The sequence below is a fragment of the Pseudomonas sp. GW821-FHT05H12 genome (assembly GCF_059419385.1).
Genome location: NZ_JBWKRS010000043.1, coordinates 14,945 through 29,700 on the forward strand (window position 1 = coordinate 14,945; position 14,756 = coordinate 29,700).

15 protein-coding genes are annotated in these 14,756 nt (G+C 63.0%); 9 read left to right on the forward strand and 6 right to left on the reverse strand.

Going from position 1 to position 14,756, the window contains the following annotated elements; all coding sequences use genetic code 11:
• Window positions 1-54 precede the first annotated feature (54 nt).
• The 8 genes from AC07SU_RS27105 to AC07SU_RS27140 all read left to right on the forward strand — a co-directional run bounded on the left by AC07SU_RS27105 (window position 55) and on the right by AC07SU_RS27140 (window position 8,117).
• Window positions 55-792 carry a fimbria/pilus periplasmic chaperone gene (locus AC07SU_RS27105; protein WP_494998790.1) on the forward strand — a complete coding sequence of 246 codons (738 nt, stop codon included), beginning with the start codon at window positions 55-57 and terminating at the stop codon, window positions 790-792.
• Window positions 793-818: 26 nt separating this feature from the next.
• Window positions 819-3,389: a fimbria/pilus outer membrane usher protein gene (locus AC07SU_RS27110; protein WP_494998791.1), complete on the forward strand. Its 2,571-nt coding sequence runs from the start codon at window positions 819-821 to the stop codon at window positions 3,387-3,389.
• A 12-nt stretch (window positions 3,390-3,401) separates the two neighbouring features.
• Window positions 3,402-4,520: a fimbrial protein gene (locus tag AC07SU_RS27115; RefSeq protein WP_176998993.1), complete on the forward strand. Its 1,119-nt coding sequence runs from the start codon at window positions 3,402-3,404 to the stop codon at window positions 4,518-4,520.
• A 9-nt stretch (window positions 4,521-4,529) separates the two neighbouring features.
• Complete coding sequence (locus AC07SU_RS27120; RefSeq protein WP_176998994.1) at window positions 4,530-5,741, forward strand: EAL domain-containing response regulator; 1,212 nt, start codon at window positions 4,530-4,532, stop codon at window positions 5,739-5,741.
• A complete protein-coding gene (locus AC07SU_RS27125) occupies window positions 5,738-6,022 on the forward strand; it encodes a hypothetical protein (protein ID WP_494998792.1) in 285 nt (94 codons plus the stop codon). The genes AC07SU_RS27120 and AC07SU_RS27125 overlap by 4 nt, the downstream gene beginning before the upstream one ends.
• Before the next feature lie 55 nt (window positions 6,023-6,077).
• Entirely contained in the window at window positions 6,078-6,437 is a 360-nt protein-coding gene (locus AC07SU_RS27130; protein WP_494998793.1) for a type 1 fimbrial protein, read from the forward strand.
• A 124-nt stretch (window positions 6,438-6,561) separates the two neighbouring features.
• Window positions 6,562-7,746: a sugar transporter gene (locus tag AC07SU_RS27135; RefSeq protein WP_176998997.1), complete on the forward strand. Its 1,185-nt coding sequence runs from the start codon at window positions 6,562-6,564 to the stop codon at window positions 7,744-7,746.
• 11 nt (window positions 7,747-7,757) lie between these two features.
• Window positions 7,758-8,117: a lysozyme inhibitor LprI family protein gene (locus AC07SU_RS27140; protein WP_494998794.1), complete on the forward strand. Its 360-nt coding sequence runs from the start codon at window positions 7,758-7,760 to the stop codon at window positions 8,115-8,117.
• 46 nt (window positions 8,118-8,163) lie between these two features.
• Here AC07SU_RS27140 and AC07SU_RS27145 read toward each other — a convergent pair whose 3' ends face one another.
• Window positions 8,164-8,574 (reverse strand): hypothetical protein, encoded by a 411-nt coding sequence (locus tag AC07SU_RS27145; protein ID WP_176998999.1) that lies wholly within the window; start codon window positions 8,572-8,574, stop codon window positions 8,164-8,166.
• A gap of 212 nt (window positions 8,575-8,786) precedes the next feature.
• Here AC07SU_RS27145 and aqpZ point away from each other — a divergent pair, with 212 nt between their 5' ends.
• Entirely contained in the window at window positions 8,787-9,491 is a 705-nt protein-coding gene (gene aqpZ / locus AC07SU_RS27150) for an aquaporin Z (protein ID WP_494998795.1), read from the forward strand.
• Between the two features lie 51 nt (window positions 9,492-9,542).
• On the opposite strand, the gene tal is transcribed toward aqpZ, so the two are convergent.
• The 5 genes from tal to AC07SU_RS27175 all read right to left on the reverse strand — a co-directional run bounded on the left by tal (window position 9,543) and on the right by AC07SU_RS27175 (window position 14,742).
• Window positions 9,543-10,466 (reverse strand): transaldolase, encoded by a 924-nt coding sequence (gene tal / locus AC07SU_RS27155; RefSeq protein WP_176999001.1) that lies wholly within the window; start codon window positions 10,464-10,466, stop codon window positions 9,543-9,545.
• Between the two features lie 24 nt (window positions 10,467-10,490).
• On the reverse strand, window positions 10,491-11,444 hold the full coding sequence (locus AC07SU_RS27160; RefSeq protein ID WP_494998796.1) for a sugar-binding transcriptional regulator: 954 nt from the start codon (window positions 11,442-11,444) through the stop codon (window positions 10,491-10,493).
• A gap of 45 nt (window positions 11,445-11,489) precedes the next feature.
• Window positions 11,490-12,290 carry an SDR family oxidoreductase gene (locus tag AC07SU_RS27165; protein ID WP_494998797.1) on the reverse strand — a complete coding sequence of 267 codons (801 nt, stop codon included), beginning with the start codon at window positions 12,288-12,290 and terminating at the stop codon, window positions 11,490-11,492.
• A gap of 23 nt (window positions 12,291-12,313) precedes the next feature.
• Entirely contained in the window at window positions 12,314-13,078 is a 765-nt protein-coding gene (locus AC07SU_RS27170) for an SDR family oxidoreductase (protein WP_494998798.1), read from the reverse strand.
• A gap of 155 nt (window positions 13,079-13,233) precedes the next feature.
• Window positions 13,234-14,742, reverse strand: coding sequence for a sugar ABC transporter ATP-binding protein (locus AC07SU_RS27175; protein ID WP_494998799.1), 1,509 nt, complete (start codon window positions 14,740-14,742; stop codon window positions 13,234-13,236).
• Window positions 14,743-14,756: the final 14 nt, after the last annotated feature.

Below are 14,756 nucleotides of genomic sequence, written 5' to 3' on the forward strand. Positions count from 1 at the left end.
CACATCTGCGCGCGGCCTGTGCGGCGCGCCGATGTGCGGCTGATGAGGTGTGTTATGTCCTGCCTGAAAATGCTCCGCCGTAGCGCATGTGTGGCCCTCGCCACGTTGGTCTGCTCCCAGGCCATGGCCGGTGTGGTGATCACCGGTACCCGTTTGGTCTACCCCGCGGGCCAGAAGGAAATCACCGTCAAATTGAACAACAACGGGATGCACCCCGCGCTGGTCCAGGCCTGGGTGGATACCGGTGATATCAACGCCAGCCCCACCAGTTCCAAGGCACCGTTCGTGCTGTCGCCGCCGGTGTCGCGCATTGACCCGAGCAAGGGCCAGAGCCTGCGCCTGATGTTCACCGGCGCGCCATTGGTCAGCGATAAAGAGTCGGTGTACTGGCTCAACATCCTGGAGATCCCGCCCAAGGCCGATGGCCCGGTGGACCTCAATGTGCTGCAAATGGCGTTTCGCTCGCGCATCAAGATTTTCTACCGCCCCGATGGCCTGCCGGGCAGTGCCACCGATGCACCCGCCGGGCTGCAATGGAAGGTCATCCCGCAGGGCCAGGGCTATGCGCTGCAGGCCTACAACCCGAGCGCGTTCCATGTGTCGCTGGTGGAACTGACCCTCGCGACCGGCAACCAGCGCTTCGAAGGTGAGAACGGCATGGTCGACCCGGGTGCGACCCGCGTGTTTGCGGTCAATGGCCTCAAGGCCTTGCCGGGCGCAGGCCAGGTCGAGTTCAACGCCATCAACGACTACGGCGCCCTGATGCCGATGCAACAACCGCTCAAGCCCTGACCTCCATCGCGCACGAGTAACTGACCATGACTATTCCAGGCCTGGGCCACGGCCCGCAGGCGCAACCGCGCTTTGCCCTCAACCCGCTCGCAGTGGGTGTCATCACCGCGCTGGTCGGGTGCCTGGCACCGTCGGCGTGGGCTGAAGACGTGCAGTTCAACGACGCCTTCCTGCCCGAGGATTCCCGCAGCCTCGACCTCACCCCGTACCAGAAGAGCAACCCGGTGCTGCCGGGCAACTATCGGGCGGATGTGGCGGTCAACGGCAGCCTGGTCAGCCGTCAGGACATCCGTATCAACGCCGATGCCGATGGCAGCCACCCCGTGGTGTGCTTCAACAGCGGCCTGCTGCAGCTGATTGGCGTGGACATGCACAAGCTGTCGGCCCACGCGAGCGCCGCCCTGGAGAGCGGCGCCACGTGCCTGGAGCTGGGCCAGTTGATCGAAGGCGCCATCGCGACCTTTTCGCCGGACAACCAGCAATTGGATATCAGCATTCCGCAGGTGGCCTTGCGCCGGGACGCCCGTGGGTATGTCAGCCCTGAACTGTGGGACCGTGGCGTCACGGCCGGCACCTTGAGCTACACCTTCAACGCCAACCACAACAAGACCGACTTTGGCACCTACGACTCGGCCTACCTGGGCCTGAATGCCGGCTTGAACCTCGGCGACTGGCGCCTGCGCCACAACGGCTCGCTCAATTGGCAGAAGGACTCGGGCCAGGACTACCAGACCCTCAACACCTACGCCCAGCGCGACGTGACAAGCCTGCAAAGCCAACTGACCGTGGGCGAGGCCAATACCAGCGGCGAGATCTTCGACACCCTGGCCTATCGCGGCGTGCAACTGGGCACCGATGACCGCATGCTGCCCGAGTCCCAGCGCGGCTACGCACCGGTGATCCGTGGCATTGCCCGCACCGGAGCACGGGTGACGGTGCGCCAGGCCGGCAACCTGCTCTACGAAACCACCGTGGCGCCCGGCGCCTTCGTGATCGACGACCTGTACGCCACCGGATACGGCGGCGACCTGGACGTGACCGTGTACGAGGCCGATGGCAGCGAACAACGCTTCGTCGTGCCTTACGCCGCCACCGCCCAACTGCTGCGCCCGGGCACCTCGCGCTTCAGCGTGACCGCCGGTGAAACCCGCAGCAACTACCTCGACCGCCAGGCCAAGCTGGTGCAAGGCACCTACCAACTGGGCCTGAGCAATATCTTCACCGGCTACGGCGGCGTACAGGGCAGCGATGCCTATCGCGCGCTGCTCGGCGGGCTGGCGTTCGGCACGCCGATTGGCGCCATGGCGGTGGATGTGACCCAGGCCCAGACCGACCTTAAAAGCGGCCAGGCCAAAGGGCAGAGCGTGCGCATGAGCTACAGCAAGAACATCCTCAGCACCGGCAGCAACTTCGCCGTGGCGGCCACGCGCTTCTCCACCCAGGACTACCTGGATTTCACCAATGCGATGCAACTGCTGGATGCCGAGCGTACGGGCCTGGATACCAGCCTGTTCGGACGCCCGCGCAGCCGTGTGTCCCTCACCGCCAACCAGAGCCTCGGCCCGTGGGGCCAGGTGGCGTTCAGCGGCTTCACCCAGAATTACTGGAACCAGCCGGGCCGCGATGTGCAATACCAGTTCAGCTACAGCAAACAAGTGCGCCAGGTCAGCTATGGCATCAGCGCCAACCGCGGCCGTGTCGGCCTGGGCGAGATGGACACCAGCCTGTTGTTCACCGTGAGCATGCCTTTGGAGTTCGGCAAGTCCACCCACCAGCCGCAACTGTCGGCGCGGGTCATGCGTGACACCCAGGGCAGCTACAGCGAGCAGGCGACCCTCAGCGGCACTGCCGGCGAGGATCGTCAGTATCAATACAGCCTCACCGGTGGCCATGAAGGTGCCAGCGGTGCCAACAGCACCTCGGTCAACGGCCAATACATCGGGCCCAAGGCGATTGTCGGTGGCACGGTCAGTCGTGGGCAGGGCTACGACAGCCTGTCGCTGAATGCCAGCGGCAGCGTGGTCGCCCACCCCGAAGGCGTGACGTTTACCCCGTATCGCGGCGAAACCATGGCCGTGATCAGCGCGCCAGGTGCCCAGGGCGCCAAGGTGGTCGGCTTCCCGGGCCTCAAGCTCGATGGCCGAGGCAATGCGGTGGTGCCTTACCTGCGCCCCTATGAATTGAACGAAGTGGCGATCGACCCGATCGGCTCTTCCCTGGACGTGGAACTCACCGAAACCAGCCAGCAAGTCGCCCCGCGCGCCGGTGCGGTGGTGGCCCTCAAGTACGGCACCAGCACCGGTGAAGCCCTGTTGCTCAACGTGACGCTCACCGATGGCAGTGCGCTGCCGTTCGGTGCCAGCGTGACCGATGACCGGGGCGTGTCCGTGGGCGTGGTGGGGCAGGGTGGCCAGCTGTATGCGCGGGTCAAGGAGGATGCGCGGCGTTTGTTGATCAGTTGGGGAACCCAGGCCGGCCAGCAATGTGCGTTGCCGCTGCCCGCCGGCAAAAGTGACGGCCAGCAACTGCGCCAGCTGGATGTGGTGTGTGCCTCACCAACGGACACGTCGCGGCTCAGTGCCGCGCGGTCGAACTGATTCGGAGGTTATATGAAGTCTGTATTGGCCATTTTGGCGTGTGTGTTGAGTGTGTTCGGCAGCCAGGTTTCGTTCGCCGCCGTGTGCCGCTTTTCGGACGACAATCCGTTGGGAAACCGGGGTGTGACAGCCACCATGCCGTTGTTGGGGACGAACATCACGGTGGGTCGTGATGTGCCCCTGGGGGCTGAGGTGTATCGCCAGACGTTCGCGCCCGCCAGCGTCATCAAAACCACGTGCAACGACATCAGCACCTACGCGATTGAACGCAATTTCTTCACCCGCACGCCGATGCCGTTGAGCAGTTGGTCCTCGGGCCCCTATGCCGGGAAAATCTATGAAAGTGGCGTGCCCGGGATCGGCATCGTAGTGACGCATGGTAATGATGCCTTGCCCTATGACTGGAACTGGATGAACTGCACCGGTTGGACCGTCACCTGCGTGATTTCGCTGGGCACGGGGACGCTCTCGTTCACGGTGCTTTTCATCAAGACCGGGCCTGTGTCTGCGGGCGTCGTCAATGGCAGCAATATCCCATCGCCGGGTCGCAACCTGATCACCGACATGACGATGGACATGATCCGCCTCAACTTCTCCGGCAGCATCAATATCGTCTCGCGCACCTGCGCCACGCCGGACGTCGCGGTGCCCATGGGCAGCCATCAGCTCAGTGAGTTTTCCGGGCGCAACACCTTCACGCCCTGGAAGGATTTCTCCATTGCCCTGAACAACTGCCCGGCGTTCAACGGCTACTACCAGAGCAGTGGGCCGACCTGGGTCAGCGATGGCGGCAGCGGCGTGGTGGGCAACCTGGATTCACGCAAGAGCAACGTGCTGCGGGTGCGCATCGACCCGACGCTGGCGGCGGTCAACCCCACCCAGGGCATTCTGAACGTCAACCCCAGCGCGCCCGGCGACAGCCCGGCCGCTACCGGTGTGGGGGTGCAGGTGGCCGACAGCCACGGCACGCCCTTGCCACTGGCCACCTTGCGCGCCAGTGGTATCACGCCGCGTGCCGATGAAGGGGCCAGCTATTCCATACCGCTCAAGGCCCGCTATATCCAGACCGAAGACCGCATCACGGCCGGTCCGGCGAATGCCACCGCCACCTTCACCATTGACTATTACTGAGGCTTTTTCATGTCATTTCTACCGCTGCGGGTCCTGGTACTTGAGGACCATCTGTTCCAACGTTCCGTGGCCGTCAGCTTGTTGAAGCAACTGGGCTGTGGCGAAGTGCTGGAAGCTGCCAATGGCGACGAGGCCTTGGTGGCGCTGCACCGCGCCGGCAGTGTGGATGTGGTGGTGTGCGACTTGCAAATGGATGGCATGGATGGCCTGGAGTTTATCCAGCGCATCAGTGCCACCGGGCAGGTGGGCGCGATCATCGTCAGTAGTGGCCTGCCTTGGGACGTGCGCCGCGCGGTGCGCCAGATGGGCGCGCTGCTGGGGGTGAACATGCTTGGGGATATTGGCAAGCCGTTGCAGGCTGAAGCCCTGCAGCCGTTGCTGGAACTTGCGTTGAGCCAGCGCCCGGTGGTTCCTGAGGTGCAGTCGCCGCTGGACATCGCCGATGAGCCGCAGGTACGCCAGGCCATTCTCGACCAGCAACTGGAGGCCTGGTACCAGCCCAAGTTCGACCTGCAGACCGGTGCCGTGCTCGGGGTGGAAGTGTTGGCGCGCTGGAACCACCCGTTCAAGGGGGTGCAGTCGCCCGCGGTGTTTCTGCCGGCGATGGAAAAAGCCGGCCTGATGGACGAACTGCTGTTTGCCCTGATGCGCCAGGGCCTGGCCCTGCAACGCCAGGCCAAGGGCCAGGGTTTGAGCCTGGATCTGGCGTTCAACCTGCACGCGGCGCAGTTGGCCGATGCCGGCCTGACCGCCCACATCAAAGGCCTGCTCAGTGCCTACCAGGCGCCGTGCGCAGGCATCACCTTTGAACTCACCGAGAGCGGCCTGCTGGAAGTGCCAGCCGTGTCCCTGGAAAACCTGGTGCGCCTGCGCATGCTGGGGTGCCGCCTGTCCATCGATGACTTTGGTGCCGGGTTCTCCTCGTTGCAGCGCCTGTGCCAGTTGCCGTTCAACGAGATCAAGCTCGACGCCGAATTCGTCCGTGGCCTGGCCCATGAGCCACGCTGCCGCGCGGTGATCGGCAGCACCCTGGCCCTGGGCAAGACCCTCGACATGTCGGTGGTGGTGGAAGGCATCGAAACCGCCGAGCAACACCAGCAACTGCTGGAACTGGGCTGCACCCAGGGTCAGGGCTACTGGCATGCGCGGCCGATGCAGGGCGCCGACCTGTTGCGCTTGCTGCAAGGCGACGCGCAACTGCGCCGCTGGAGCCAGCCATGATCAATAAAGCCTTGCGCATCATGATCGCCGACCCGCAGCACCACCAGCGCCTGCGCCTGGAACAGGACTTCAACCGCCAGGGTTATTACGCCATTGCGCCGGTGTCGAGCCTTGATGAAATGCTCACGCTGCTCGATTACGGTGGTATGGGCTTTGACCTGGTGCTGGTGAACGCCAGCCTGGGCGCGAGCGAGCGTTTCGACCTGTCGGCCTATTGCCTGGAGCACCCACGGGTGGGGCAGGCGTTGATCTACGCGGTGCCCCAGCGACAAACGGCCTAAAGTCCGAGCCGTCGTGGACGACTACCTTCTTAACTACACAAGAAGGAGCGTCGGCATGAACCTCAAGCGTTTGTCATTGGTTACCGGCTTTCTTGCGGTGTGGGCGGGAAGCTGCATGGCCGCCTCTTCGGGCGTCATTCAGTTTCACGGGAGCATTGTCGAGCCCGGTTGTGTGCCGGACGCACCGGGCGGCGCCGCGATGCTGTTGAAAAACTGCCCGCAAGCGTCACGCGGTAGCCAGTTCGACGTGCGGCCAGCCCGTAGCGTCCAGGCGCTGGGCAACGCTGCGGCCAACGTCAAGCTGGTGACGGACAGCGGCGAGGGGCGCTATTACGACCAGCGGTATGTGCTGGTGGATTCACGGGGCAAGCCCATTCAATCGGGGGCCTACGTGGTCACCATGACCTCGCCTTGAGGGCGCTTGAGGTTAATTTGAGCGGGATGAGCGTCAACAACCAGGTCGCAAACCTATAGAATGCTCGGCGGCGGCGCTTGTCCTGGGCGGCCGCTTGATCATCGCCAGAGTACCGCGCCCTTCAATGAGCATTTCAGCCGCAACCCCCCAAGCCAACTGGCAACCGGTCATCGCCCTCGCGCTGGCCGCGTTTGTGTTCAATACCACCGAATTCGTCCCCGTCGGGCTGCTCAGCGCCATTGGCGCCAGCTTCGACATGCCCATCGCCAGCGTCGGCCTGATGCTCACCATCTACGCCTGGATTGTGTCCCTGACCTCGCTGCCGGTGATGCTGCTGACCCGCAACGTCGAGCGGCGCAAATTGCTGATCGTGCTGTTTGGCCTGTTTATCGCCAGCCATGTCCTGTCCAGTGTTGCCACCAGCTTCGGCATCCTGATGCTCAGCCGGGTCGGCATTGCCTTGTCCCATGCGTTGTTCTGGTCGATCACCGCCTCGCTGGCGGTGCGCCTGGCGCCAGAAGGCAAGCAGGTGCAAGCCCTCGGTCTGCTGGCCACCGGCACCTCCCTGGCGATGGTGCTGGGCATTCCCCTGGGCCGCCTGCTGGGCGAAGCCATGGGCTGGCGCACCACGTTCCTGGTGATCGGCGCCTTTGCGGCCGCCCTGGTGTTCTGGCTGGCGCGCACCTTGCCGTTGCTGCCCAGCCAGAACTCCGGCTCCCTGCGCAGTTTGCCATTGCTGTTCAAGCGCCCGGCGCTGGTGGCGCTCTACGTGCTCACCGCCATGACCGTGACCGCGCAGTTCACCGCCTACAGCTACATCGAACCCTTCGTCGAAGGCGTGGCCGGCATGAGTGGCGGCGCCGTGACCCTGATCCTGCTGGTCTTCGGCGGCGCGGGCATTATCGGCTCGCTGCTGTTCAGCCTGGTACACCGCTTTAACCCGCACCTGTTCGTGGTCGGCGCGGTCTCCATCCTGGCCGCCTGCCTGGCGCTGCTGTTACCCCTGAGCGGTGCCGAGTCGTACCTAGTGGCACTGAGTGTGTTCTGGGGCATGGCGATCATGGGCTTCGGCCTGGCTATGCAATCGAAGGTGCTGGTATTGGCGCCGGATGCCACGGACGTGGCCATGGCTATGTTCTCCGGCATCTACAACATCGGCATCGGCGGCGGCGCCCTGATGGGCAGTTGGGTTGGCAGCCAGTTCGGCTTCGCCTGGATCGGCGCGGCGGGCGGCTTGCTGGCGGCAGTGGCGTTGATTGGGTATTGCCTGGCGATTCGCAAGTTCGGGACGGGTGTACCCCGTCAGTGAGGAGAGACCTTATGACGATCAAACCTTTGGTGCTTGCGCTGCTTGCCAGCGTGTCGGCACTGTTGGTCAGCCCTTCGAGCTTCGCCGCCAGTTTCGATTGCACCAAGGCCAAGGCGCCTGACGAAATCACCATCTGCAAGACCGTCAGCCTGAATGACCAGGATGTGACGATGGCGTTGCTCTACGACCTGAACAAGCACTTCATGGCCATGGGCGGGCGCGGCTCGTTGATGGACGGGCAGGCCGAATGGCTCAAACAGCGTCAAGCCTGTGGTTCGCAGGTGAGCTGTCTGAGCAACGCTTACACGCAGCGCATTGGCATGTTGCGGCGGTTTATTGATGAGCGGGTGATGACAAAGGGGCCGTTTTGATAGCGCTCTGATTTCTGCGGCGTGACGCCTCAATCGGTTTCGGCAATCAGGAGCGATTGCACACTGGATAACGTTTCCAGGTTTGAACGTATTCCCAAAGCAGCTTGCGTTCCAAGTGCTTGATATAGGCCTTCGTTTGAGGGCTTCCAATGTCAACCGGGCAGGCGGACACCCACAGGTGTTCGACCGGCGTGGTCTCCCTCAGGGTCTGTCTGAAGGTGTTGCCGCCTGAGTGACCTGGCCGTTCGTTGAACGCAGACACATTGAACTGCTGCAGTCGTTTGGCAAGCGTCTGCCCGGTGGTCTCACCGATGTAGATAGTTAACTCATGCCCGGTGTGTGAGTCAGGTTTGCTTTCGCTGCGAGCAATGTAATAAACGCCGGGTAATTGTTTACCGGGCAGTTCGTTGCGGTTTGTCCAGGGATGCCAATCAGAGAACTCCAACTTATGCGGCATATGCCTTTCTTCCTTGTAAGACCTAAAGAGGCAATGCTATCTCGAAAAGTGGCTACAGGCCACTATCTGGCGATCCACGTGTTTCATGTATTGACCGAAGACTGGTAAAGAAGACCCCGTAAAAACCAGACAAGTCTCACGGAGTATCTTGTTGCGCATTGCTACCGTCGCCCAGGACCGCACACATCCCGTGTGATGGCACCTGAGTAGCAATGGAGTCGCGTGTGCAAAAGCGTTTGACTGTAGAGTTTCTGGGCACTTTCTGGCTGACGTTCGGCGGCTGTGGCAGTGCCATTCTGGCGGCGGCATTCCCTGGGTTGGGCATTGGTTTTGCCGGTGTGGCCCTGGCATTTGGTCTGACCGTGTTGACCATGGCCTATGCGGTGGGAGGAATTTCCGGCGGGCATTTCAACCCGGCGGTGACCGTCGGCCTGTGGGTGGGGCAGCGTGTGTGTGGCGCTAAGGTGTTGCCCTATATCGTGGCGCAAGTCATCGGCGCGATTGCCGCGGCTGCGGCGCTGTATGTGATTGCCAACGGCCAGCCAGACTTCGAAATGGGCGGCTTTGCAGCCAACGGCTACGGTGCGTTGAGCCCAGGCCTGTTCGACATGAAGGCCGCGCTGGTGGCTGAAGTGATCGCCACGTTCTTCTTTGTGCTGATCATCATGCGCGTCACCGCGCCGGGCCCGGCCGCCGCCTTCGCGCCGATTGCCATCGGCCTGGCCTTGACCCTGATTCACTTGATCCTGATCCCGGTGACCAATACCTCGGTCAACCCTGCACGCAGCACCGGCCCGGCGTTGTTTGCCGGCGGTGAGTACATTGCGCAACTGTGGTTGTTCTGGCTGGCACCGATTGTCGGCGGGGTGCTGGGCGCGTTGGCGGCGCGTGCATTGGACGAACGCAGCCCGCAGTAATGCGGCGGCTTTTGCAGGAGCGTGCTTGTGCGCTCCTGCATAAAACCTGCGTTACAGCGCAGCCAGTACGGCCTCGAGTTTTTCCTGGTCTCGCGCGAATTGGCGAATGCCTTCGGCGAGCTTTTCGGTGGCCATCGCATCTTCATTCGACGCCCAACGGAACTGCGCTTCGGTCAGTTGCTGGCGCGCTTCGCCCGTGGCACCCGGCACCAGTTTGCGTGCCAGCGTGCCGTTGTCTTCGGCGAGTTTTTGCAGCAGGTCCGGGCTGATGGTCAGACGATCACACCCCGCCAGTTCTTCGATCTGGCTGAGGGTGCGGAAACTGGCGCCCATGACCACGGTCGGGATGTTGTTGGCCTTGTAGTAGTTGTAGATGCGCGTCACCGACTGCACGCCCGGGTCTTCGGCGCCGGTGTAGTCCAGGCCGGTGTTCTTGCGGTACCAGTCGTAGATGCGGCCCACGAATGGCGAGATCAGGAACACCCCTGCGTCGGCGCAGGCCACGGCCTGGGCGAAGGAGAAGAGCAGGGTGAGGTTGGTCTGGATACCGGCTTTTTCCAGGCGCTCGGCGGTGCGGATGCCTTCCCAGGTGGAGGCCAGCTTGATCAGCACACGGTCACGGCCGATACCGGCCTGGTCGTACAGGGCGATCAACTGGTTGGCCTTGGCCCACAGCGCGTCTTCATCGAAGGACAGGCGTGCATCCACTTCGGTGGAGATACGCCCCGGGATCACCTTGAGGATGCCAGCCCCCACCGACACCGCGAAGTGATCGCAGGCCAGGTCTACATTGCCCTTGGAGTGGGCGACGGCGCTGCGCAGCAGTTCAGCGTATTCCGGGATGGCCGCGGCCTTGAGCAGCAGCGACGGGTTGGTGGTGGCGTCCACCGGGCGCAGGCGGCTGATGGCTTCCAGGTCGCCGGTGTCGCAGACCACGGTGGTGAATTGTTTGAGTTGTTCGAGCTTGGACGTCATGGGCGGCAGTCTCCAGAAAAGGGGTTAGTGGTTCAGGGCCTGGGCGGTGTCGAGGTCGGTGATCAGGATGTCGAGGTAGCCGCCCTTGAGGGCGCCGCGAATCGCCTGGACCTTGTTCAGCCCGCCCGCCAGGCCAAGCACACGTTGGATCGAGCGCAGTTTGGGCAACGCCACCGACACCACGAATTCTTCGTCTTCTTCCAGTACCGGTTTGCCCTGGGCGTCGAAGTAACGCAGGCAGATATCGCCCACGGCGCCGCGTTCGGCGAGCAGGCGCAGCATGTCTTCGGTGTAGTAGTTGCCGCTGTTGCGCAGCAGTTGCGAGGGTTCCAGGTCGCCAATGCCGACGATCGCCAGGGTGATGCTGTCAAAGCGCTGCAGTACTTCCTTGACCTCTTCCATCTGCACGATGCGCTGCTTGCTTTCCACCGACTGCTCGATGCTCTGGGACGGCAGCAGGAATGCCGGGCAGTTGAGCAAAGTGGCCAGGCGCTGGGTGAGCAGGGTGGCTTCGAAGGCGCCTTTGTGGCCCACGCCGCCGAGCAATTGCACCACTTCCTGGGCGCCTTGCTTGCCCGGTTGCGCGTGCAAATGGCCGACCATGGCGCGGATGGTGCTGCTCCACGACGAAATGCCGATATGGTCCTGGGGCGACAGGCTGGTTTCCAGGTAATGCGCTGCCGCCGAACCGATGGCCTGCTTGATGCTTTCATCGTTGCCGGGTTCGGTGGCTTCCACCACGATCACCCGGCGCACGCCGTAGCGGCGTTGCAACTGGGTTTCCAGTTCCAGATGCAGGCCTTGCAGGCGCATCACGCTGATCTTCACCACGCCTTCCTGCAGCGCCCGGCGCAGGGCGCGGCTGATAAAGGACTGGGACAGGTCCAGTTGCTCGGAAATCTCGGACTGCTTCAGCCCTTCTTCGTAATAGAGGCTGGCGATCTTGGTGATCAGGCGCTGTTCTTCGATCTGGCTCATGAAAGCCTCAATAAATGAATCAATGTCGGTGAGGATACCAAACCCTTACGACATGATCAGGCCGCCATCGATATTGATCGCCTGGCCGGTCAGGTAGGCCGCATCGTCGGAGGCCAGAAACGCCACCAGACCCGCCACATCCGAGGGTTTGCCAGCGCGGCGCAGGGGGATGTTCTTGACCCATTCGGCCATCAGTTCGCCCTTGCCGTAGCGTTTTTCATCGGTGCTGAGGATCTCGCCCCACACGCGGTCGTTGTAGTCCCACATTTCGCTTTCGATGATGCCGGGGCAAAACGCGTTGACCGTGATGTTGTGCCGCGCCAGTTCCAGCGCCAGGCTTTGGGTGATGCCGATGACGCCCATCTTGCTCGCCGCGTAGTGCGGGGTATAGATAAACCCCTGGCGGCCCTGGCCGGACGAGGTGTTGATCAAGCGCCCGCTGCCTTGCTTGACCATGTACTTGGCTGCTTCCCGGCAGCCCAGCCAGACGCCGGTGGTGTTGACGTGCAGCACCTTGTCGAAGTCGGCACGGGGCATTTTGTCGTAGTGATCAATGGTGATGATGCCGGCGTTCTGCACCGACACGTCGATGCTGCCAAAGCGCGCGTGGCCTTCGCGGTAGAGCTTTTCGATATCCTCTTCGTCTGTGACGTCGATGCCAAGGGCGAGGGTGGCGACCTTGTATTCCTGGGCCAACTGGTCGGCGGTGAAGGTCACGCGCTCCAGGTCGTTGGAGGCCAGCACCAGGTTGGCGCCTTCCTGGGCGAAGCGTTCGGCAATGCCGGCGCCGATGCCACGGCAAGCGCCGGTGATGACTACAGTTTTACCGCTGAAGCGTTGCGACATGACAAATGGCTCCAAAAAAAGGTTTACCAGCAGACAAAACCACCATCGACCAACAGGTCGACGCCGGTGCAGAACGACGAAGCCTGGCTGACCAGGAAAATCGCCGGGCCGACCATTTCTTCCACGCTGGCCATGCGGCCCATGGGCGTGGTCTGTTCAAAGATCTTCACCTGGTCGGCCACTTCCGGGCGCGAGTTCATCGGCGTGGCGGTGTAGCCGGGGCTGATGCAATTGACCCGCAGGCCCTTGTCGGCCCATTCCATCGCCAGGCTTTTGCTCAGATGGATCACCCCGGCCTTGGACGTGTTGTAATGGGCTTGCAGCAAGCCACGGTTGACGATGCTGCCGGACATGGACGCGATGTTGACGATAGCGCCCTTGCCCCGGGGCAGCATTACGGCAGCCTGGGCCTGGCAACTGAGGAAAATCCCGGTGAGGTTGATGTCCAGGGTGGTTTGCCAGCGTTGCAGCTCCAAGTCTTCGGCGGCCTGGGCATTGGCGATGCCAGCGCAGTTGACGGCCACGCTGAGTTCGCCGAGTTCGGCTTCGGTACGCGCCACCGCCGCGTCGAGGGCAGCACGTTCGGTGACGGTGCCGCTCAGGGTCAGGGCGCGACGGCCCAGGGCCTGGATGCGTTCCACGGTGCTGGCGATGCCGGGGCTGCCTGGCAGGTCAAAACAGGCCACATCGGCGCCAGCCTCGGCCAGCCCGACCGCGATGGCCTGGCCAATCCCGCTGCCGGCGCCGGTCACGAAGGCTACCTGGCCGTGAAGACTAAAAAGTTGCATGAACGACTCCATTATTTGAAATAACACCGAACCCCTGTGGGAGCTGGCTTGCCTGCGATGGCGGTAGCTCAGTCACATTTGCATTGGCTGACCCTCCGCTATCGCAGGCAAGCCAGCTCCCACATTGGATCTTCATTGTTTGCGAGGGTAGGGCACTAGGCCGTGGCCATTTCCATCACCGAAACCGGTGTGGCCTCGCCGCGCTCCAATATTCCCATCTGCCGGCCCCGGCTCATCACCATCACCCGGTGGGACAGGCCCAGCACTTCGTCCAGGTCCGAACTCACCACAATCACCGCCATGCCCTTGGCTGCCAGGTCTGCGATCACTTCATAGATCGCCGCCCGTGCGCCCACGTCGATGCCGCGGGTGGGCTCGTCGAGGATGAACACCTTGGGGTTGCGCGCCAGCCACTTGGCAATGATCACCTTCTGCTGGTTGCCGCCCGACAAACTGGAAATCCGCGACTGCGGCGCACCTTTCACGCCTAGCCTTGCCACCGCCGTGCGCGCGAATTCGCGCAGCGGGGCAGGCAGTACCCAACCGCGTTTGTCCAGCAGGTCGGTGTTGCCATAGATCAGGTTGTCTTCGATGCGATGTTCCACCACCACGCCTTGCTGCTTGCGGTCTTCGGGCACCAGCACCACACCGGCCTGGATTGCCTCGAAGGGCGAGCGCAACTGGCGAATCTCGCCATCCAGCACCATATGCCCCTTGATGTCCTGGGCCGCGCCGGCAATGGTGCGCACCAGTTCGGTCCGCCCGGCGCCGACCACACCGGCAATGCCAAACACTTCGCCGGCGCGCACACTGAAATCGATGCCGTGCAGCGCAAACTCACGACAACTCAGGTCTTTGACCTGCAACATCACCTGTTCCTTAGGCGCCTGCAACGTCGGGAAAATCCGCTCCAGGCTGCGCCCGACCATTTGTTCCACCAGTTCGCGCACCGGCACTTGGGCCGTGGCGTGCAGGGCGATCTGGCGACCGTCACGCAGCACCAGCACACGGTCGGCGATGCGCGCGATTTCTTCCAGGCGATGGCTGATATAGATGAACGACACGCCTTCAGCCTTGAGCCGCTCCACCTGCTGGAACAACAGCTCGGTTTCTTCACTGCCCAGGGCGGCCGTGGGTTCGTCGAGGATCAGCAGCCGCGCCTTGAGGGTCAGCGCCTTGGCGATTTCCACCAGCTGCTGGGCCGCCACGCTCAGGCCTTCGACCTTGCGCGACGCCGGCACCTTGAGCCCCAGGCGCTCCAACTGGATCTGCGCCTGGGCTTCGATGTAGTCGCGGTCGACCCGCCCGTGACGCATGGGCAGGCGGCCGACGAAGATGTTCTCGGCGATCGACAATTGCGGCAGCAGGCGGATTTCCTGGTGGATCAGGCCGATACCGGCGCTCAACGCGGCCCCCGGCGAGCCGGGGGCGTAGGGCTCGCCGAGCCAGGTCATGCTGCCCCCGGCTTCGGGTTGCACCAGGCCCGCGATGATCGACGACAAGGTCGACTTGCCCGCGCCGTTCTCGCCGAGCAAGGCCAGCACTTCGCCGGGGCGAATGTCCACGTTGACCTGGGACAGCACCTGCACCGGCCCATAGGCCTTGCTGATATTGCGCAGGCACAGCACCGCCTCAGCGGTGGTATCCAGAGCGGCTGCTCTCATGACGACCTCCGAGG

What these genes read in the sequence shown, in the direction of transcription:
- AC07SU_RS27130 (WP_494998793.1), top strand. Translation starts at nt 6,078, where the DNA reads ATGAACCTCAAGCGTTTGTCATTGGTTACCGGCTTTCTTGCGGTGTGG.
- AC07SU_RS27120 (WP_176998994.1), top strand. Translation starts at nt 4,530, where the DNA reads ATGTCATTTCTACCGCTGCGGGTCCTGGTACTTGAGGACCATCTGTTC.
- AC07SU_RS27165 (WP_494998797.1), bottom strand. Translation starts at nt 12,290, where the DNA reads ATGTCGCAACGCTTCAGCGGTAAAACTGTAGTCATCACCGGCGCTTGC.
- AC07SU_RS27145 (WP_176998999.1), bottom strand. Translation starts at nt 8,574, where the DNA reads ATGCCGCATAAGTTGGAGTTCTCTGATTGGCATCCCTGGACAAACCGC.
- AC07SU_RS27135 (WP_176998997.1), top strand. Translation starts at nt 6,562, where the DNA reads ATGAGCATTTCAGCCGCAACCCCCCAAGCCAACTGGCAACCGGTCATC.
- AC07SU_RS27160 (WP_494998796.1), bottom strand. Translation starts at nt 11,444, where the DNA reads ATGAGCCAGATCGAAGAACAGCGCCTGATCACCAAGATCGCCAGCCTC.
- AC07SU_RS27105 (WP_494998790.1), top strand. Translation starts at nt 55, where the DNA reads ATGTCCTGCCTGAAAATGCTCCGCCGTAGCGCATGTGTGGCCCTCGCC.
- AC07SU_RS27140 (WP_494998794.1), top strand. Translation starts at nt 7,758, where the DNA reads ATGACGATCAAACCTTTGGTGCTTGCGCTGCTTGCCAGCGTGTCGGCA.
- tal (WP_176999001.1), bottom strand. Translation starts at nt 10,466, where the DNA reads ATGACGTCCAAGCTCGAACAACTCAAACAATTCACCACCGTGGTCTGC.
- AC07SU_RS27110 (WP_494998791.1), top strand. Translation starts at nt 819, where the DNA reads ATGACTATTCCAGGCCTGGGCCACGGCCCGCAGGCGCAACCGCGCTTT.
- AC07SU_RS27175 (WP_494998799.1), bottom strand. Translation starts at nt 14,742, where the DNA reads ATGAGAGCAGCCGCTCTGGATACCACCGCTGAGGCGGTGCTGTGCCTG.
- aqpZ (WP_494998795.1), top strand. Translation starts at nt 8,787, where the DNA reads ATGGAGTCGCGTGTGCAAAAGCGTTTGACTGTAGAGTTTCTGGGCACT.
- AC07SU_RS27170 (WP_494998798.1), bottom strand. Translation starts at nt 13,078, where the DNA reads ATGCAACTTTTTAGTCTTCACGGCCAGGTAGCCTTCGTGACCGGCGCC.
- AC07SU_RS27125 (WP_494998792.1), top strand. Translation starts at nt 5,738, where the DNA reads ATGATCAATAAAGCCTTGCGCATCATGATCGCCGACCCGCAGCACCAC.
- AC07SU_RS27115 (WP_176998993.1), top strand. Translation starts at nt 3,402, where the DNA reads ATGAAGTCTGTATTGGCCATTTTGGCGTGTGTGTTGAGTGTGTTCGGC.